At 72.0% G+C, this 18589-nt stretch carries 18 protein-coding genes, 1 tRNA gene and 1 pseudogene; 18 read left to right on the forward strand and 2 right to left on the reverse strand.

Features of this window, described 5'->3' with window-relative positions; all coding sequences use genetic code 11:
• The first annotated feature begins 14 nt into the window (after window positions 1-14).
• The 6 genes from ACVUH9_RS04510 (at window position 15) to ACVUH9_RS04535 (ending at window position 4686) form a co-directional block, all read left to right on the forward strand.
• Window positions 15-422, forward strand: coding sequence for a hypothetical protein (locus tag ACVUH9_RS04510; RefSeq protein ID WP_475754361.1), 408 nt, complete (start codon window positions 15-17; stop codon window positions 420-422).
• A gap of 88 nt (window positions 423-510) precedes the next feature.
• Window positions 511-1467: a hypothetical protein gene (locus ACVUH9_RS04515; RefSeq protein WP_475754363.1), complete on the forward strand. Its 957-nt coding sequence runs from the start codon at window positions 511-513 to the stop codon at window positions 1465-1467.
• A 377-nt stretch (window positions 1468-1844) separates the two neighbouring features.
• Window positions 1845-2444, forward strand: coding sequence for an RNA polymerase sigma factor (locus ACVUH9_RS04520; RefSeq protein WP_475754365.1), 600 nt, complete (start codon window positions 1845-1847; stop codon window positions 2442-2444).
• The gene (locus tag ACVUH9_RS04525; RefSeq protein WP_475754367.1) at window positions 2437-3423 is read left to right on the forward strand and encodes a hypothetical protein; all 987 of its coding nucleotides are present in this window, start codon (window positions 2437-2439) and stop codon (window positions 3421-3423) included. The genes ACVUH9_RS04520 and ACVUH9_RS04525 overlap by 8 nt, the downstream gene beginning before the upstream one ends.
• A gap of 219 nt (window positions 3424-3642) precedes the next feature.
• Window positions 3643-3978, forward strand: coding sequence for a hypothetical protein (locus ACVUH9_RS04530; RefSeq protein WP_475754369.1), 336 nt, complete (start codon window positions 3643-3645; stop codon window positions 3976-3978).
• 9 nt (window positions 3979-3987) lie between these two features.
• Window positions 3988-4686 (forward strand): hypothetical protein, encoded by a 699-nt coding sequence (locus tag ACVUH9_RS04535; RefSeq protein ID WP_475754371.1) that lies wholly within the window; start codon window positions 3988-3990, stop codon window positions 4684-4686.
• Window positions 4687-5040: 354 nt separating this feature from the next.
• Here the strand turns inward: ACVUH9_RS04535 and ACVUH9_RS04540 are convergent.
• Window positions 5041-5136, reverse strand: a pseudogene (locus ACVUH9_RS04540) (methyltransferase domain-containing protein); the annotation flags it as partial.
• A 70-nt stretch (window positions 5137-5206) separates the two neighbouring features.
• Window positions 5207-5279 (reverse strand) — tRNA-Arg (locus tag ACVUH9_RS04545).
• Window positions 5280-5450: 171 nt separating this feature from the next.
• Here ACVUH9_RS04545 and ACVUH9_RS04550 point away from each other — a divergent pair.
• The 12 genes from ACVUH9_RS04550 (at window position 5451) to coaBC (ending at window position 18521) form a co-directional block, all read left to right on the forward strand.
• Entirely contained in the window at window positions 5451-6476 is a 1026-nt protein-coding gene (locus tag ACVUH9_RS04550) for a ribonuclease Z (protein ID WP_475754372.1), read from the forward strand.
• A 45-nt stretch (window positions 6477-6521) separates the two neighbouring features.
• Window positions 6522-7124 (forward strand): bifunctional pyr operon transcriptional regulator/uracil phosphoribosyltransferase PyrR, encoded by a 603-nt coding sequence (gene pyrR, locus ACVUH9_RS04555; RefSeq protein ID WP_475754374.1) that lies wholly within the window; start codon window positions 6522-6524, stop codon window positions 7122-7124.
• On the forward strand, window positions 7121-8092 hold the full coding sequence (locus ACVUH9_RS04560; protein WP_475754376.1) for an aspartate carbamoyltransferase catalytic subunit: 972 nt from the start codon (window positions 7121-7123) through the stop codon (window positions 8090-8092). Before pyrR ends, ACVUH9_RS04560 begins: the two co-directional genes overlap by 4 nt.
• Window positions 8089-9432, forward strand: a complete 1344-nt coding sequence (locus ACVUH9_RS04565; RefSeq protein WP_475754378.1) for a dihydroorotase — start codon at window positions 8089-8091, stop codon at window positions 9430-9432. Before ACVUH9_RS04560 ends, ACVUH9_RS04565 begins: the two co-directional genes overlap by 4 nt.
• A 26-nt stretch (window positions 9433-9458) precedes the next feature.
• Window positions 9459-10013 (forward strand): isochorismatase family protein, encoded by a 555-nt coding sequence (locus tag ACVUH9_RS04570; protein WP_475754379.1) that lies wholly within the window; start codon window positions 9459-9461, stop codon window positions 10011-10013.
• Window positions 10010-11257 carry a glutamine-hydrolyzing carbamoyl-phosphate synthase small subunit gene (carA, locus tag ACVUH9_RS04575; protein ID WP_475754381.1) on the forward strand — a complete coding sequence of 416 codons (1248 nt, stop codon included), beginning with the start codon at window positions 10010-10012 and terminating at the stop codon, window positions 11255-11257. The genes ACVUH9_RS04570 and carA overlap by 4 nt, the downstream gene beginning before the upstream one ends.
• Window positions 11257-14466 carry a carbamoyl-phosphate synthase large subunit gene (gene carB / locus ACVUH9_RS04580; protein WP_475754383.1) on the forward strand — a complete coding sequence of 1070 codons (3210 nt, stop codon included), beginning with the start codon at window positions 11257-11259 and terminating at the stop codon, window positions 14464-14466. Before carA ends, carB begins: the two co-directional genes overlap by 1 nt.
• 35 nt (window positions 14467-14501) lie before the next feature.
• A complete protein-coding gene (locus ACVUH9_RS04585) occupies window positions 14502-15416 on the forward strand; it encodes a beta/alpha barrel domain-containing protein (protein ID WP_475754385.1) in 915 nt (304 codons plus the stop codon).
• A gap of 197 nt (window positions 15417-15613) precedes the next feature.
• A complete protein-coding gene (gene mihF, locus ACVUH9_RS04590) occupies window positions 15614-15964 on the forward strand; it encodes an integration host factor, actinobacterial type (protein WP_475754387.1) in 351 nt (116 codons plus the stop codon).
• Window positions 15965-15981: 17 nt separating this feature from the next.
• Entirely contained in the window at window positions 15982-16557 is a 576-nt protein-coding gene (gmk, locus tag ACVUH9_RS04595) for a guanylate kinase (protein ID WP_475754389.1), read from the forward strand.
• A 70-nt stretch (window positions 16558-16627) separates the two neighbouring features.
• Window positions 16628-16864, forward strand: a complete 237-nt coding sequence (gene rpoZ / locus ACVUH9_RS04600; RefSeq protein WP_475754391.1) for a DNA-directed RNA polymerase subunit omega — start codon at window positions 16628-16630, stop codon at window positions 16862-16864.
• A 412-nt stretch (window positions 16865-17276) separates the two neighbouring features.
• Complete coding sequence (coaBC, locus tag ACVUH9_RS04605; RefSeq protein ID WP_475754393.1) at window positions 17277-18521, forward strand: bifunctional phosphopantothenoylcysteine decarboxylase/phosphopantothenate--cysteine ligase CoaBC; 1245 nt, start codon at window positions 17277-17279, stop codon at window positions 18519-18521.
• Window positions 18522-18589: the final 68 nt, after the last annotated feature.

Below are 18589 nucleotides of genomic sequence, written 5' to 3' on the forward strand. Positions count from 1 at the left end.
TCTAGCGTCAGCTCATGTCGCGCTCGCTGGCGGTGGATCCGAACTGGACCGCCAGCGACCTCTTGGAGCGTTCGCGACGACTCGCGTCGCTTGCGGCGCCGGTGGCAGGACGGGACGCGGACCAGGCGGTGATGATCGCCACCGAGGTCGTCGCCGTCCGCGCGTGCTGCTCGGAGATCGTTGCCGTACCGCTTCCGGCCCTCCGTCGCGGGCGCCGGACCCACCTCCTCGAGGCGCTCGACCAGCTGGCGTTGGCTGCCGACGACCTGGCGGCGATCGTCGAGCTGCGGTGCCTGCGGAGCGAGCAGGCGACGATCGCTCCGGATCTGGCCGGCCTGGTCGCGAGGGTCGCCGCTCGCCACGATCGCGCGGTCGGTCTGCTCGGCCGCTACGGGATCCGGCGCACGCACATGAGCCCGTGACGTACGGTCGGGGGTGCGCGGACGCGAAGTGCGTCCCGATCCCCCAACAACGTCCACGCCAGCGTGGACGCGTCCTCCGAGGAGGAACATGACTCGTATCGCACCAGCCATCGCCGTCGGCATCGCCGTCCTGGCGATCGCGCCGAGCGTTGCCCAGGCCGCGGGCAAGCCCGCGGCCAGCACGGGACTGGCCGGCAGCCTCACCCCGCAGAGCGCGACGGTGACCGGCACCGTCAACCCCAACGGCGTACGCACCAACTACCGCTTCCAGTTCGGCCTGACCGCCAAGTACGGCGGAGTGACCGCCGCGCAGTCCGCCGGCTCCGGGACCACCAACGTCGCGGCCACGACCGGCATCCTCGGGCTCGAGCCCGACCGCGTCTACCACTACCGGATCGTGGCCAGCAACGCCACGGGCACCGTCCGCGGGGCCGACCGCAAGCTCAAGACGCCAAAGCAGCCGCTCGGCTTCGCCCTCGCGGCGACCCCGAATCCGCTGCCGTTCGGCGGCAGCACCACGATCGCGGGGACGCTCGGCGGCACGGGCAGCGCCAACCGCGAGGTCCAGCTCCAGCAGAACCCCTGGCCGTTCCAGGCCGGCTTCCTGCCGGTCGGCAACCCCCAGCTGACGACGGCGACCGGCGCCTTCGCCTTCCCGGTGCTCTCGCTCGGCCTGAACACCCAGTACCGGGTCGTCACCGCCGGGAAGACGCCGACCCTGAGTCCGGTGGTCCCCGCCAACGTGCTCGTCGACGTCTCCGCGAAGGTCGGGACCAAGCGCGTGACCCGTGGGGCCCGCCTGCGCTTCTCGGGCAAGATCCACCCGGCGAAGGACGGCGTGCAGATCGGCGTCCAGCGGCTCGCCGGCAGCAAGTGGAAGACGGTCAAGGGCTCGCGGACGCGGAAGGGTGGACGCAGCTTCTCCACGTTCGCCACGCGCGCCCGGATCAGCAAGGGCGGCCGCTACCGCGTCTTCGTCCGGATCGCCGACGGCAGCCTCCAGTCCAACGCCAGCTCGTCGCTGGTGATCCGGACCCGTCGCTAGCGGACAACGTCTGTTTCGGAACGGGCGGCGGGGCGGCGCCGCTCGTTCCGAGACAGGCCAATCCTGGGGTCCCAGCGAGCCGGGACCGGACGCCGACTGCGGGCGATCCTGCCGGCGTGAGGGACGACGAGGTCAGGCGGTAGCGGGCGATCCGGCCTGACGCGGCGCGCGCCGGCAGCGGCGATGGCGGAGCGACTAGGATCGTCGTCCCGGACCGCTCGCTGACGAATTTGGGTTCGTTGGTGAGTCTGGGCCGGACCCGGACATATAAGAGTATGGACCCGGTCATCTCGAGTGGGGGTTTGACGGCGTCCGTCACGTCTCCCGCAGCCCGTATCTGGGCTCGCGAGGCGGCGTCAGGTGTTCCCGATCACACGATGAGCCCCGAGTTCCGCCCCGCGCGCTCCGCGCGACGATCTGCATCGCGCGTCGCCGCGGGCGAGGGTGACGGCCGGGCGTACACGGAGCTCCTGTACGAACGTCACTCCTCCGCGGTGCTCGCCTTCGCCCAACGACGTACGAGCAATCAGCAGGACGCCCAGGACATCCTCGCCGAGACCTTCCTGGTCGCCTGGCGGCGTCGCGAGGACGTTCCGGCCGACGCCCTGCCGTGGCTCTACGCGGTCGCCGGACACGTGCTGCGCAACCAGCAGCGGGCCGACAAGCGCCAGACGGCGCTGGCGGACCGGATCGCGGACCAGCCGCAGCACATCGAGGGCCCAGGGGAGCAGGACAACGACTACGCGCTGTTGAAGGCACTCGCGACGTTGCGGCTGATCGACCGAGAGGCGCTGCTGCTGATCGGCTGGGAGGGGCTCGACCCCGCCCGCGCCGCGGTCGCCGCGGGCTGCTCCCGGACGACCTTCCACATGCGCCTGCACCGGGCGCGTCAGCGCCTCGCGAAGGCGATCGAGGACCAGCAGCGGCAAGACCGCGCTGCGGGTAGCGGTCCGGCGAAGGGAGGCAACCGTGCGTGATGACCACGAGCGGTTGATGGATCGGCTGCGCGCAGCCGATCCGGTCCCCGCCCCGCCGACCCCCCCGACCTTCGATGCGCTGCTCGGCGACGCCGACCCGACGGCGACGGCCCCGACGTCCTCCGACGTCGGTCGTCGTCCGGCGGGCAACCGCGGATGGCTGCCGCGGGTCCCGCGTCCTCAGCTCGCCTTGGGTGCGATGGTCGTGCTGCTGGTGGCGGTCGTCGTGGCGATCAGCTCGCTCGGCTCGGGCGGTTCGCGGATCGACGTGGTCGCTGAGGCCAAGGCCGAGCTCTCGCCGTCCGGTGAGGTCGTCCGCCTCGTGCTGCGGGGCGGCCCGGTCCAGCCGGACGGCACCCCGATCGTGGGGAAGGTCGGCGGCCCGGGCGGAGCGATCATCGGCGAGCGCTCGCGGGTGAGCGAGCAGTGGTCGACCGGGTTGCCGCTGCGGTACCTCGTGCGCACGGAGGTGCTGGGTCCCGACGGGAAGCCGGTCGCCACGATCGAGAACGGCCGCGCCGAAGACGGCACGTCGTGGGAGGACAACAGCTGGGAGTCGCGTGTCCGATTCGGCACGAGTGACAGCCTGATGGGTAACGCTGCCAACACGATCAACGGCTTTGGCGCCAACCCCACGGAGACCGTACGGACCATGCTCGATGCGGGCACACTACGACCGAACGGTGAGACCACGTTCAACGGTCGGCGTGCGCTGCGTCTGACCGGCGAGATCCAGCTCCCTCCGATTCCCGACGCGCCGGCGAAGCAGGCCGTCGCCTACCGGGTCGACTACCTGGTGGATCCGAACGACTACGCGCCGGTCGGCTTCCGGAGCCGCATCCAGCCGCCGGCACCGCCCGGAACCAGTGGGTCAGCTCCGTTCCTCCTGAACACGGAGCTGACCGTCGAACGCTACGAGCTGCTGCCGCTCGACGCGACGGCGCGGGCGCTCTTCCGCCCCCCACCCCGAAACCCCTGATCCGGGGCTCGCGGCGAGCGAGCACATAGCGGAATCGGCCTGAACAACCGGTCTCATACGATCGCGGAGTTCCCGCGACATGGCTCATCCCCGCTGCTAGGTTGCCCGCGACTTCGTAGTCGTCCAGGACGGGAGAGAGCAACAGTGTACGCTAGAAGCAGATCGCGGTTTGTCAATCAGAGACAGTGTTCGCGGCCTCAGGAGGCGTCACGGCGAGGTGTGCTGCGCAAGGCGCTGATCGCCCTCGCGCTGGCGGGAGGCACCGGCCTCGCCGTCGCCGGTCCGGCCCAGGCGGCCGACTCGATCATCTACGACGGCCCGGTCAGCACCACCGGCGTCTACGGGACCTACGTCAACCTGACCCAGATCGACCTGCGGTCGCTTGACGGTCACTCCTCGTGCTACCACGCCCTTTCGCCGACGTTGGGTTGGACGGCGGATCTCTGCACCAATGACCTTCGCTCCTCGCCCTACGGCGCGGTCTACCGGGTCCCGCACATCTACTCGGGCTGGTCGGGCAACAACGTGAGCATGCGCGGACGGCAGTACTGGTAGGCGATGACGATGCGCATCTCGAAGAAGACCACCCTGCTGTTCTCCGGCGCTGTCAGCGCCCTTGCGGCGACCGGCGCGGTCGTCGCGCTCGGCGTCGCCGCCCCTGCCTCCGGTGACCGTGCCGCTCAGGGGCCCGCGCCGACCGAACGTGTCTGGTCGACGTCGGTGACCGGTGGCTCGTCCACGACCGCGGCACGCTCAGCGGCGCCGTCGGCCAACGCGACGCGCGCGGCCGACGCGATCGGGGCCGACAACCCCGACCTCGAGCTCGACACCGATCGCGCCCGGACGGTCTCCGCGCCGTCCGAGACCGGCGGGGCCTGGACCGTCGTTCCCGGAGAAGGCGGGGCCTGCGTCGTCCTGCCGGACAACGGGACCCTCTGCGGGAGCGACGCGACCCTCGAGCGCTCGGGCGCCGCGATCTCGTGGACGAAGCCGCCGGCGACGGTCGTCAACGCGGTCCCGCCCGGGCAGTTGCCCGGACCCGGCGACAGCGCGCCGGCGACCGACGGCGACATCGTGATCGACGGCATCGCGGTCGACGAGGTCGAGCGGGCCGAGGTCCTCGACGGCTTCGGCGAGATCATCGCCACGACCGACGTCAACGGCTCGATCTTCTCGATCACCGCCCCGGTGGCCCAGAAGCCGAACGCGGTCCGGATCGTGGGGACCGACGGCGGTTCCTCGATCATCCTGCTCAACGGCTGAGCCGGAGCACCATCGCCGTACCCGACGCCCGCCTCGTGCGGGCGTCGGTCGACGCCCGCCTCGTGCGGGCGTCGGTCGTTCGGGACCGATGGGGGAGCCGTTCGGGAGCGATGGGGGAGCGGAGGCTGTGCCGTAGGCCGCGGCGGCAGCGCGCGCAGCACCCGGTCTCCTCAAGGCGAACCGGCTGCCGCTACTGGGCGCCCTGGTAGTGCTCCACGATCTCCCGCGGCGTGATCGGCGTGGCGCTGCGCCGGCCGTAGAAGAAGACGGCGGAGGCGGCATCGACGGCGTGCTGGGGGTCCGCGTGCCGGTCGAGTGCGCGGATCGGCGTGGCGATCTTTCGACGCGCCAGATCTCCGCGACGACGGCCGCTGGATCGAGCACGTGCTCGAGCACGGCCTGGACGACCACCGCATCGAACGTCGCGGCTGCGAACGGGATCTGGCGCCCGTCGCCGGAGCGGGGCGCCGGGCAGGTCCCGGAAACGACGAAACCCCCGCGGTGGCAGGGGTTTCGGTGACGCGCCCGGGAAGATTCGAACTTCCGACTTCCTGCTCCGGAGGCAGGCGCTCTATCCACTGAGCTACGGGCGCTGAACGGACCGTCGAACGATCCGCGATCCGCAGTCTAGCGAGGCGAGCGGCAGACGAGCGCGCCGGCTGTCTCGGGTGGGATCGCGGCGGCGGTCTCGTGGGGGACGGTGGCGCCTGTCCCACGTAGGACGGCGACGGCTGTCCCGGGCCGAACCGAATAGCCTCGGACGCGTGAATCTGGAGCTCCTGTTCGTGGGCACCGGCGGCTCGGCCCCGACCGCCCGCCGCGGCCTTCCCGCCCTGCTGCTGCAACGCGGGGGCGAGCACGTGCTGATCGACTGCGGGGAGGGGACGCAGCGGCAGCTGATGCGCTCCGCCGGCCTGGTCGAGCTGGACCTGGTCCTGATCACGCACCTGCACAGCGATCACTGGCTTGGCCTGCTCGGGCTGCTGAAGACCTTCGACCTGCGCGACCGGACCGCGCCGCTGCTGCTGGCCGGTCCGATCGGGACGGCCGCCGCGATCGAGATGATCTGGCAGCTGGCCGGTCCCGTCGCCTACCCGGTCGAGGTCGTCGAGCTGGAGCCGGGCGACGTGCTCGAGCGCGACGGCTGGGAGGCCCGGGCGCTCGGCGTCCGCCATCGCGGCCGCGCGCTCGGCTACGCGCTGGTCGAGGAGGACCGTCCCGGCCGCTTCGACCCCGAGGCTGCGCGTCGGCTCGGCATCACCGACGTCCACGACTTCGGGCGGCTCCAGCGCGGCGAGACGATCGGGGACGTCCGCCCCGAGCAGGTGATGGGGGAGCGGCGAGAGGGACGCCGGATCGTCGTCTCGGGCGACACCCGCCCGTGCGACGCGGTGCTGACCGCGGCCTGGCGGGCCGACCTGCTGGTGCACGAGGCGACCTTCACGGCCGAGCACGCTGACCGCGCCCGGCAGACCGGCCACAGCACCGCCCACGAGGCGGCGAGCCTCGCCGCCGAGGCGGAGGTCGGGATGCTCGCGCTGACCCACCTCTCCGCGCGTCACCGCCCGTCGGACGCGCTCCGCGAGGCGCGGGCGGCGTTCGAGCACACGATCATGCCGCGCGACTTCGACATGGTCGAGGTCCCGTTCCCGGAGCGGGGCGGAGCACGCCACCTGCCGGGTGCCGGTCGGCCCGAGCGGACGCCGCGAGCCGGCGTTCCCGGGGCCGCCGACGGGGCACGGTCGCTCGATGATCCCGAGGATGACGCCGGCGAAGGTGCTAGCGTCTGAGCCGTTCGTTAACCCGGTCCCGAGAGGCCAGGACGATCCTTCACGATGAGCTTTGAGACCACCGTCCTCGACGGCGCCGACATTGCGCGGACGCTTGCCCGTATCGCCCACGAGATCGTCGAAGGCCATCCGGACCCCGCTGCGATCGTCCTGGTCGGCATCCACACCCGCGGCGCGGTCCTCGCCGGCCGGTTGCAGGAACGCCTGACCGCACTGCTCGAGCGGCCGGTGCCGCTCGGCGACCTCGACATCGCCTTCTACCGCGACGACCTCGACACCCGCGACGGTGCCGACGGCGGTCCGGTGATCCACGCCACCCACCTCGACGGGATCCCGCTCGAGGGACGCTCGGTGGTGCTCGTCGACGACGTGCTCTTCACCGGCCGCACGATCCGGGCGGCGATCGAGGCGGTCTTCGACTACGGCCGACCCGGCCGCGTCCAGCTCGCCGTGCTCGTCGACCGTGGCCACCGCGAGCTGCCGATCCGCGCCGACTACGTGGGCAAGAACCTGCCGACGGCGGTCGCCGAGCGGGTCAACGTCCGGGTCAGCGAGATCGACGGCCGCGACGAGGTAGCGATCGAGCGTCGCCTGCCGCCGTCGCCCCCGGCCGAGCCGCCCACCCCGTCCCTGGATGACGCCGCATGAGGCACCTGCTCTCGATCTCGGACCTCGATCGCGCCGCGATCGAACGCCTCTGCGACCGTGCTGCGAGCTTCGCCGAGGTCGCTGATCGGCCGATCAAGAAGGTCCCGGCGCTGCGGGGCCGGACGGTCCTGAACCTCTTCTACGAGTCCTCCACCCGGACCCGCTCGAGCTTCGAGCTCGCCGCCAAGCGGCTCAGCGCCGACGTCGTCAACTTCGCCGCCAGCGGCTCGTCGGTCGAGAAGGGCGAGTCGCTGCGCGACACCGTCCAGACGCTGGCCGCCCACCGGCCCCACGCGATCGTGATCCGGACGCCGTGGGCGGGCGCCTCGCAGCTGATCACCAAGTGGACGGACGCGGCGATCGTCAACGCGGGCGACGGCCAGCACGAGCATCCGACCCAGGCTCTGCTCGACGTCTACACGCTGCGCGCCCGGCTCGGGGCACTCGACGGCCTCAACGTCTGGATCGTCGGCGACGTCCGCCACAGCCGCGTGGCCCGCTCGCTGGTGCTGGCCCTGCAGACGATGGGGGCGTCGGTGACGGTCTGCGGGCCGCCGACGCTGATCCCGCAGGACTTCGCGGTGCTCGGCTGCCAGGTCCGCTACTCGCTCGATGACCTGCCGGAAGCCGACGTCGTCTACACGCTGCGGATGCAGAACGAGCGGATGAAGCAGGCCTACGTGCCCTCGCTCCGCGAGTACGCCGCCGTCTACCAGATCGACGCCCGCCGGCTCGGTCCGCGACAGCTGCTGATGCACCCCGGGCCGGTCAACCGCGGCGTCGAGCTCGCCGGCGACGTCGTCGACGGACCCCAGTCCCTGATCCTCGACCAGGTGCGGGCCGGCGTGCTCGTCCGGATGGCGGTGCTCTTCGAGGTCCTCGCCTCGCGCGGCGCCGAGCCCTCCGGCCGCAGCGGCCCCTCCGCACCTGACGAACACCACCCCACCTCGGAGCTACACCCCGCATGAGTCTCGAACCCCTCGTCCGGGCCCCCGCCGCCGACGCCGATCTGCTCGTGCACCACGTGCACGTGCTCGATCCGCGCGCCGGCATCGACGCCCCGCACGACGTGCTCGTCCGCGGCGGCCGGATCGTCGAGCTCGGCGCCCCGGGGAGCCTCGTCGCCGCGGACGGCGTCGAGGAGATCTCCGGCGAAGGCCTGCACCTGTTCCCGGGCTTCGTCGACCCGCACGTGCACCTGCGGACGCCGGGCCAGGAGCACAAGGAGGACCTCGAGTCCGGAACGCGTTCGGCCGCGGCCGGCGGCTACTGCGCCGTGGTCGCGATGCCGAACACCTCGCCGGTGGTCGACTCCAGCTCGCTGCTCGGCTCGCTGCGCGACGTCGCGTCGCGGCTGGCGCGGATTCCCGTCGGCTTCACCGCCGCGATCACGGTCGGCCTCGAGGGCCAGCACCTGACCGAGATGGCCGAGCTGCGTCAGGCCGGAGCCGTCGGCTTCACCGACGACGGTCGCCCCGTGACGGACGCCGGCGTGCTCCGCAAGGCGATCCAGTACCAGCGGCTCTGCGGCGGCGTGATCGCCCTCCACGAGGAGGACCCGTCGCTGTCGGCCGGGGGCGCGATGCGCGAGGGCAGCGTCTCGGCGCGGCTCGGGATCGCCGGCGTGCCGTGGCTGTCGGAGTCGACGATGGTCGCCCGTGACGCCGCGATCGCCGGCTACGAGGACGGGCGCCTGCACTTCCAGCACCTCTCGTGCGTCGCCTCGGTCGACGCCCTCCGCGAGGCCAAGGCACGCGGATTCCGGGTCAGCGGCGAGGCCTCCCCGCACCACCTCTGCCTCACGCACGAGGCGGTCCGCGACCTCGACACGTCGATGAAGATGAACCCGCCGCTCGGGTTCGAGGAGGACCGGCAGGCCCTGATCGAGGGCGTTCGCGACGGGACGATCGAGACGATCGCCACCGACCACGCGCCGCATGCTCGGGACGAGAAGGACGTGCCGTTCGAGCAGGCCCCGATGGGCACGACCGGCCTGGAGAGCGCGTTCGCCGCGGTCTACAGCGAGCTGGTCCGGCCCGGCATCCTGCCGCTCGGGATCGTCGTCGACCGCCTGATCGGCGGCGCCGCGCTGATGGAGCTGCCGACCCCGACGGTCGCCGTCGGCGAGCGAGCGAACCTCTGCCTGGTCGACCTCGAGCGCGAGTGGACCGTCGGCGAGGACGGCTACGAGAGCCGCTCCGACAACTGCTGCTTCCACGGCCGGAAGTTCCACGGCCGTGTCCTGCTGACCCTGGCCGACGGCACCGTGGCGTACCGCGAACGCAGCTTCGCCGTCCACGCCGCGTGACCCCGATCGAGGACCTCGCGCCCCGCATGACCGATACCGCTGCCCTGACCGGCTTGCACCCCGACCGCACCGCCCTGGTGGTCGTCGACCTCCAGGAGGCGTTCCGCCCCGCGATCGACGGCTTCGAGCGCGTCGTCGCCCGGAGCGTGCGGATGGTGCGTGGCGCCGTCGCCCTCGGCCTGCCGATCGTCGTCACCGAGCAGTACCCGAAGGGGCTGGGGGAGACCGTCCCCGAGCTGCTCGAGGCGCTGCCCGAGGGGACGCCGCGTCTGGCGAAGACGGTCTTCTCCTCGGCCCGAGCCGAGGGCTTCCACCTCGCCGGCCGCGACCAGGTCGTCGTCGTCGGGATCGAGGCCCACGTCTGCGTCCAGGGCACCACCCTCGACCTGCTGCGCCAGGGCCTCGCCGTGCACGTCGCGGGCGACGCGGTCGGGTCGCGCGCGGCCGAGGACCGGGCCGCGGGCCTGACTCGCGTGGCCCGTGCCGGCGCGCTGGTCGGCACCACCGAAGGCATCCTGCTGGAGCTCGTCGGTGACGCCGGCGCCCCGCAGTTCAAGGCGATCCAGGAGCTGATCCGATGACCGAAGCACGCCACGACGACGGCGCGGCCTACCTGCTGCTCGAGGACGGCACCCGCTTCGAGGGCCGCTCCTGCGGCGCCGTTCCGGGCGACGCCCGCGCGACCGGCGAGGTCGTCTTCACCACGGGCATGTCCGGCTACCAGGAGTCGGTCACCGATCCCTCGTTCGCCGGGCAGATGATCGTCTTCACCTACCCGCACATCGGCAACTACGGCGTCAGCGCCGCGGCGATGGAGTCCGACCGGATCCACGCCCGCGCCGTGATCATGCGCGAGGCGGTCAACCGCAGCGACGCGCCGACCAGCGAGCACGGCTGGCTCGACTGGCTCGCCGATGCCGGCGTGCCGGCGATCAGCGAGGTCGACACCCGCGCCCTGGTCCGCCATATCCGCGACAAGGGCGCGATGCGCGGCGGGATCTTCGCCGCCGGCGTCGCCGAGTCCGACGCTGCCGCCCGCGTCGCGGCCGAGCCGTCGATGGCCGGGCAGGACCTGGCCTCGACCGTCACGCCCGACGTCGCCCACACCGTCGGCGACAACGCCGACGGTCCGTTGATCGCGGCGATCGACACCGGCATCAAGCGGTCGATCGTCGACGAGCTCGTGGCCCGTGGGGCCCGCGTTCGGCTGCATCCGCTCTCCGACGGCCCCGAAGCCGTGCTGGCGGGCGACGTCGATGCGGTCTTCCTCGCCAACGGCCCGGGCGATCCCGCTGCCGTCGAGCACGTCGTCGACACGATCCGCGGTGTGCTCGGCCAGAAGCCGGTCTTCGGGATCTGCATGGGCCACCAGCTGCTCTGCCGCGCGGTCGGCCTGACGACCTACAAGCTGCCGTTCGGTCACCGCGGCGGCAACCATCCGGTCAAGGACCTCGCCACCGGCCGGGTCGAGATCACCTCGCAGAACCACGGCTTCGCGGTCCAGACCCCGGACGGCACCGGCCGGATCGAGGGCGACGAACCGGTCCGCTGGGAGACCGACTTCGGCCCGGCCGAGCTCAGCCACCTGAACCTCTACGACCGCACGGTCGAGGGTCTGGTCCTGCCCGAGGCCAACGCGGCCACGGTCCAGTACCACCCGGAGGCGGCGCCCGGCCCGAACGACGCCGGATACCTCTTCGACCGCTTCCTCGACCGGATCCGCGACCACGGCTCGATCGCCGACGTGACCCGCCAGACCGGCGACGCGGCGGCCGAGCGCGCGGGCATCACCGCATCCACCCCTGACGACGGAGCCGCTGCCTGATGCCGCGCCGTACCGACATCCGCCGGATCATGATCCTGGGCTCCGGCCCGATCGTGATCGGGCAGGCCGCCGAGTTCGACTACTCCGGCGCCCAGGCCTGCAAGGTCCTGCGCGAGGACGGCTTCGAGGTCGTCCTGGTCAACTCGAATCCGGCCACGATCATGACCGACCCGGAGTTCGCCGAGCGGACCTACGTCGAGCCGCTGCTGCCCGGTCCGGTCGCGAAGATCATCGAGAAGGAGCGGCCCGACGCGCTGCTCCCGACCCTCGGGGGCCAGACCGCCCTCAATCTCGCCAAGGCGCTGCACGAGGACGGGACGCTCGAGAAGTTCGGGGTCGAGCTGATCGGGGCCAACTACGACGCGATCAACTGCGCCGAGGACCGCGACCTGTTCGCGATCGCGATGGCGAAGGCCGGCCTGAAGATGCCGATCTCGCTGATCGTGCGTGGCCGTGAGGACGACTCCGCCGACGGTGCGCCGCTGGCCGCGTCGCGGATCGAGGAGCAGATCGACGAGGCCCTGGCCAAGGTCGGCCTGCCCGCGATCGTCCGCCCCGCGTTCACCCTCGGTGGACGTGGCGGCGGGATCGCCCGCACGGAGCAGGAGTTCCGCCAGATCATCCGCGGCGGCATCGACGCCTCGCCGATCGGGCAGGTGCTCGTCGATCAGTCGGTGATCGGCTGGGGCGAGTACGAGCTCGAGGTGATGCGCGACAACGGCGACAACGTCGTGATCGTCTGCTCGATCGAGAACATCGATCCGATGGGCGTCCACACCGGCGACTCGGTCACGGTCGCGCCGCAGCAGACGCTGACCGACCGGCTCTACCAGAAGCTCCGTGACCAGGCGATCGCCGTGATCCGCGCGGTCGGGGTCGAGACCGGCGGCTCGAACGTGCAGTTCGCGGTCAACCCGGCGACCGAGGAGATCCTCATCATCGAGATGAACCCTCGCGTCTCGCGGTCGAGCGCGCTGGCCTCGAAGGCGACCGGGTTCCCGATCGCCAAGATCGCCGCGCGACTGGCCGTCGGCTACCGGCTCGACGAGATCACCAACGACATCACCCGCGCGACGCCGGCCGCCTTCGAGCCGACGATCGACTACGTCGTCGTGAAGTACCCGCGGTTCGCGTTCGAGAAGTTCCCGGGCGTCGACGAGCGGCTGTCGACCCACATGAAGAGCGTCGGCGAGGCGATGTCGATCGGCCGCACGTTCGGTCAGGCGTTCGCGAAGGCGCTGCGCTCGCGCGAGCTCGACGACGCACCGAAGTTCGCCGACGACGAGACCGCAGAGCAGCTGGTCGAGCGGATCCGCGAGCCGCGGACCGAGCGCTACGACGTGCTGCTGGAGGCGATCCGCCGCGGCGCGAGCGACGAGCAGCTCCACGAGAGCACCGGGATCGACCCCTGGTACCTGGCCGAGTTCCGCCGCCTGGCGCTGGGCGACGACCCGACGCCCGCGGACGATGCGGCGCTGGTCCGGACGTTCAAGTCGGTCGACACCTGCGCCGCCGAGTTCGCGGCCGAGACGCCCTACTTCTACTCCGGCTGGGAGCGTCCCGACGCCGACGGCAAGCCGCGGCACGAGGTCGAGATCCCGACCAACCCGGACGGCAGCCGGGTCAAGCCGTCGGTCGTGATCCTCGGCTCCGGTCCCAACCGGATCGGCCAGGGGATTGAGTTCGACTACTGCTGCGTGCACGCGGCGATGACCGTGCGGGCCTCCGGCCGCGACGCGGTGATGGTCAACTGCAACCCCGAGACGGTCTCGACCGACTACGACACCTCGGACCGGCTCTACTTCGAGCCGCTGACCCTGAGCGACGTGCTCGGCGTGATCGAGGTCGAGCAGCCGGAAGGCGTGATCGTCCAGTTCGGCGGCCAGACGCCGCTGCGGCTGGCGGCGGGCCTGCGCGACGCCGGGGTCACGATCCTCGGCACCGACGTCGAGGCGATCGACCGGGCCGAGGACCGTGGTGCCTTCGGCAAGGTCCTCTCCACGCTCGGCTACGAGGCCCCGCCGTACGCGACCGCGACGACCCTCAGCGGCGCGCTCTCGGCGGCCGATGAGGTCGGCTTCCCGCTGCTCGTGCGGCCGTCCTACGTGCTCGGCGGACGGGCGATGGAGATCGTCTACGACCGCGACGGCCTGACGGAGTACCTCCGCCGCGAGGCGGGGCTCAGCCCGGACGCGCCGGACGCTCCGACCAAGGAGATCTTCCTCGACCGCTTCCTCGAGAACGCGATCGAGGTCGACGTCGACGCGCTCTGCGACGGCGACGACGTCTGGGTCGGCGGGATCATGCAGCACGTCGAGGAGGCCGGGATCCACTCCGGCGACTCGGCCTGCGCGCTGCCGCCGTTCTCGCTCTCGCCGGAGATGATCGAACGGATCCGGGAGCAGACCCGGGGGATGGCGCTCGAGCTCGGCGTGCTCGGGCTGATCAACATCCAGTTCGCGGTCCACGGCGACGACCTCTACGTGATCGAGGCCAACCCGCGGGCGTCGCGGACCGTTCCGTTCGTCTCCAAGGCGATCGGCGTGCCGCTGGCCAAGATGGCGGTCCGGATCATGCTCGGCGAGAAGCTCGGCGAGCTCGACCTGCCCGCCGATCCGTTCCGCGGTGGCCACGTCTCGGTCAAGGAGGCGGTCCTGCCGTTCGACCGCTTCGTCGGCGCCGACGCGCTGCTCGGGCCGGAGATGCGCTCGACCGGCGAGGTCATGGGCGTCGCCCACGACTTCCCGTCGGCCTTCGCCAAGGCCTCGGCGGCGGCCGGTTCGCCGCTGCCGACCGCCGGCACCGTCTTCATCTCGGTGACCGACGCGGACAAGCCGGAGGCGCTCGAGGTCGCGCGCGAGCTCCACGACCAGGGCTTCCGGCTGCTGGCCACGCAGGGGACGCAGAAGGCGCTGGTCGCCGCGGGCCTCCCGTGCGATGCTGTCGCCAAGCTCCAGGACGTCGCCGCCGACGGTGGCGGGCCGGCCACGGCGATCTCGGAGATCGCAGCCGGGCAGGTCGCCCTGGTCCTCAACACCCCGACCGGCTCCGGCGCGCGGACCGACGGCTACGAGATCCGGCGCGCCGCGATCACCGCGGGCGTGCCGTGCCTGACGACCGTTGCCGCGGGCTTCGCCGCCGCCCGGGCGATCGCCGCCGCAGGGTCCGGCGTGCAGGACGTGATCGCCCTGCAGGACCTCAACCGATGACCCGTCCGCAGACCAACGAGGCCGAGGGCCGCTGAATGACGTCCACCCCCGAGAGCCTCGACACGACCGTCGCGGGGGTGGCGCTGGAGCATCCGCTGCTGAACGCCGCGGGCACCGCCAAGAGCGTGGACGACGTCCAGCGTCTCGCGCGCTCGGCGGTCTCCGCGGTCACCGTCGGCTCGATCACGGTCGCCCCCCGCGGCGGCAACGCGGGCGAGGTCTACGCCCCGCGTGAGGGCTACTCGATCAACGCGCTCGGGATGCCCAACCGTGGCCTCGAGCACTACGCCGACGCGATCGGCACGATGGCCGCGCTGACGCGGGAAGCGAGCAAGCCGCTGATCGTCTCGGTGGCCGGGTTCAGCCCGGAGGAGTACGGGCAGCTGGCCGGGACGGTGGCACGGGCCGGGGAAGGGCCCGACCTGATCGAGCTCAACCTGGGCTGCCCGAACGTCTGGGACGACGGCAGCCAGCACCGGATCGCCAGCTTCGATCCGGACCTCGTCGCGCGATCGGTGGCCGCGGCTGCGGAGGCGGTGGCGGGCACCGGGGTCGTGCTCGGGGCGAAGCTCTCCCCGCTCGGGGACCCGATGCTGCTGGCCGAGGTCGCGGCGGTGCTGGCCGAGAGCGCCGTCCGGTTCGTGGTCAGCTGCAACACCTTTCCCAACGGGCTCGTGCTGCGCGAGGACGGCCGGTCGGCGATCGACGTCGGCTACGGCGGAGTCTCCGGTCCGGCGATGAAGCCGATCGCCTTGGGACAGATCGCCCAGCTGCGGGCGCTGCTGCCCGCGCGGATCGACCTGGTCGGTGCCGGCGGGGTCCGCCGGGGCGACGACATCCGGGACCTGCTGCAGGCCGGTGCGACGGCGGTCGGCGTGGCTACGGCGTTCTGGAACGCCGAGGAGGATCCGCGTGTCTTCGGCGATCTGCTGGCGGACTGGGTCGGCTGACCCGTCGCCCGGAACGCTCGGGACGGCCTTTGCGTCCATCGCCTGAGGTGGTTGGGGCAGGCCGAGCGTCCACCGCCCGGGCACGGCGGAGGCAACACTCGACCTACGAGCCCTCACCTGAACCTCGACTTTAGGTTCAGGTGAGTTGCCCTCCGCGCCGAGCGTGAGGCGCGACGGCCGGGTAGACTCGCCCGGCGATGTCGACCGCCGCCAACGCCCCTTCCAAGTCCTCGGTTACCCCGGAGCGGTCGCTGAATCAGCGTCTCGATGCGCTGCAGCGTGCGAACGAGGTGCGCTCCCAGCGCGCGGCCCTGAAGCGTGACCTCAAGTCCGGCCGCCAGTCGATCGACCGGCTGCTGATGGAGCCGCCGGAGTGGCTCGAGACCGCCAAGGTCGTCGACATGCTGCTCGCGGTTCCGAAGTACGGTCGCGTCCGCGCGGGCAAGATCTTGCAGCAGTGCCGGATCTCCGCCTCGAAGACCATCGGCGGGCTGACGCCGCGCCAGCGGGCGGAGCTCGTGCAGGCGCTCCGCCACACGCGCGGCTAGTCGGCAAGCTGTTGCTCGTGGCTCGTGTCTTCGTCATCACCGGTCCCTCGGGCGTTGGTAAGGGAACGCTGATCCGGCGGCTCCGGGAGAGCCTCCCCGAACTGCGTCTCAGCGTCTCCGCGACCACCCGTCCGCCGCGTGCGGGCGAGGATCACGGTCGTGACTACTGGTTCCTCGACGACGAGGAGTTCGCCCGGCGGGTCGCCGACGGCGAGTTCGTCGAGCACGCCGAGTACGCCGGCCGGCACTACGGGACGCTGCGCGAAGAGCTCGACCGCCATCTCCGTGACGGCGCCCCGGTGGTGCTCGAGATCGAGGTCCAGGGCGCCCGGCAGATCCGCGAGACGATGCCGGAGGCCGTCCAGGTCTTCGTCGTCCCGCCCTCGTTCGAGGCCCTGCGCGAGCGGCTCGAGGCCCGAGGCACTGACGGTGCCGAGACGATCGCCCGCCGGCTCGAGGTCTCGCAGACCGAGCTGGAGAGCCAGCACGAGTTCGACCACCGGATCGTCAACGACGATCTCGAGGCGAGCGTGCAGGAGCTCGAGTCGTTCGTCCGCGGGCACCTGCCCGACAGGGTCGACGGCGGCTCCTGAACCAGGGCTCGCGGGCCGCAGCCGGAGAGGCGCTGCCCGGGACCAGCGGGGCGCTCGCTACACTCGTCACATGAGTGGAATGATCTCCCCGCGCATGGATCAGCTTTTGGACCAGGTGGACTCGAACTACGCCTCGGTCCTGGTGGCAGCCAAGCGCGCTCGGCAGATCAACGCGTACTACCACAACCTCGGTGAGGGGGCCTTCGACGAGTTCCCGCCGCCGATGGTGGAGACCGCGTCGAAGAACTACCTGACGATTGCCCTCGAAGAGGTCGCGGCGGGCAAGATCACGTACCGCTACCGCTAGAGCGGCGGGCGGCGCGAGGGGCACGTATACCGGCGCATCTCGCCGCGCTCCCCGCTCGGCAGTACTGGCGTACAGCTCTCGCGCGGGGCACGACGACCTGCTTGGTCTACGTGCCCCTCGCATCCACCCGCGCCGGGCGGCGCCTGGCGTCCGTGGACGCTTCGCATCTCGCCACCTGGTTCGCTCGGCAGTACTGGCCGTACAGCTCTCGCTGCCCGGCGGCGACCTGCTCGGTCCACGAACACCAGGCATCCACCCGCGGCGGCTTTGGATTTCGCAGTCGGCCGCGGTGAGGTGATCGGGATTGTGGTTGCAGCGCCGCCCCTCGGGCGGCGTTTGTCGTTCCGGGGGCGGATGGGCGGCGCGGCCCAGGAGCGACGTCGGGTCGCGTCGTGCGGCAAACTCCCCGCCGATGGCACGTCTGCTCCTCGGGGTCACCGGCGGGATCGCCGCCTACAAGGCCGTATTGCTGGTGCGGCTGGCAACCGCGGCCGGGCACCAGGTGCGGGTCGTGCAGACGCCGACCAGCCAGCGCTTCGTCGCGCCGGAGACCTTCCGCGCGATCACCGGGGCCCCGGTCCTGACCGACGAGTTCGAGACCGACCCGTTGCGGGGCGCGTTCCCCGGTGACCCGCTGCCGACGCACGCGGCGATCAGCCACCTCGAGCTGGTGGAGCGGGCGGACCTCTTCCTGATCGCCCCCGCGACCGCCAACACGATCGCCGCGCTCGCGACCGGGCAGGCGAACAACCTGGTGACGGCGGCAGCGCTGGCCGCCGAGGGCCGGCTGCTGATCGCCCCGGCGATGAACCACCGGATGTGGCACCACCCGGCCGTGCGGCGCAACGTCGCGCGGCTCGAGGCCGACGGGGTCGACGTGCTCCCGCCCGGCAGCGGTCGCCTCGCCTCGCCCGGGGAGGAGGGCGACGGGCGGCTGGCCGAGCCCGAGGAGCTGCTCGCGGCGATCGAGGAGCGGCTGGCCGGCGCGACCGCGGGGCCGGCCGGCGATCTCTCCGGCCTGCGCGTGCTCGTGTCGGCCGGTGGCACGCGCGAGCCGATCGATGCCGTGCGCTTCGTCGGCAACCGTTCCTCGGGGCGGATGGGCTACGCGCTCGCCGCGGCCGCCGCCGCCAGAGGGGCGGACGTGACCGTGGTCGCGGCCAACGTCGCGCTGCCGGATCCCGAAGGCTGCACCATCGTCCGCGTCGAGACCGCCGAGGAGCTGCGGCAGGCGTGCGGTCAGGCGTTCGAGACGGCGGACGTGCTGCTGATGGCCGCGGCCGTTGCCGACTTCCGTCCGGCGGACCCGGCTTCCGGCAAGCTCAAGAAGGAGGGCCGCGACGGGATGACGGTCGAGCTGGAGCCGACGGTCGACGTGCTCATCGAGCTCTCCGGACGTCGCCGCGACGGACAGACGCTGGTCGGCTTCGCCGCCGAGCACGGCGCGGGAGCGCTCGAGCACGCCCGCGGCAAGCTCGCCCGCAAGCGCCTCGACGCGGTCGTGCTGAACGACGTCTCGGTCCCCGGGATCGCCTTCGACGCGGCGGAGAACGCGGTCACGATCGTGACGGCCGAGCGCGAGCAGACCGTCGCCCGCGCGGCGAAGGGGGAGATCGCCGACGCGATCCTCGACGCCGTGGTCGACCACCGGAGCTGAACGGTCGCCGGGCAGATCGCGGTCGTTCGGCGAGGACCGAGCCGGGCGCGACGGAGGATCGGCGCGCG

The organism is Patulibacter ginsengiterrae (assembly GCF_056269115.1).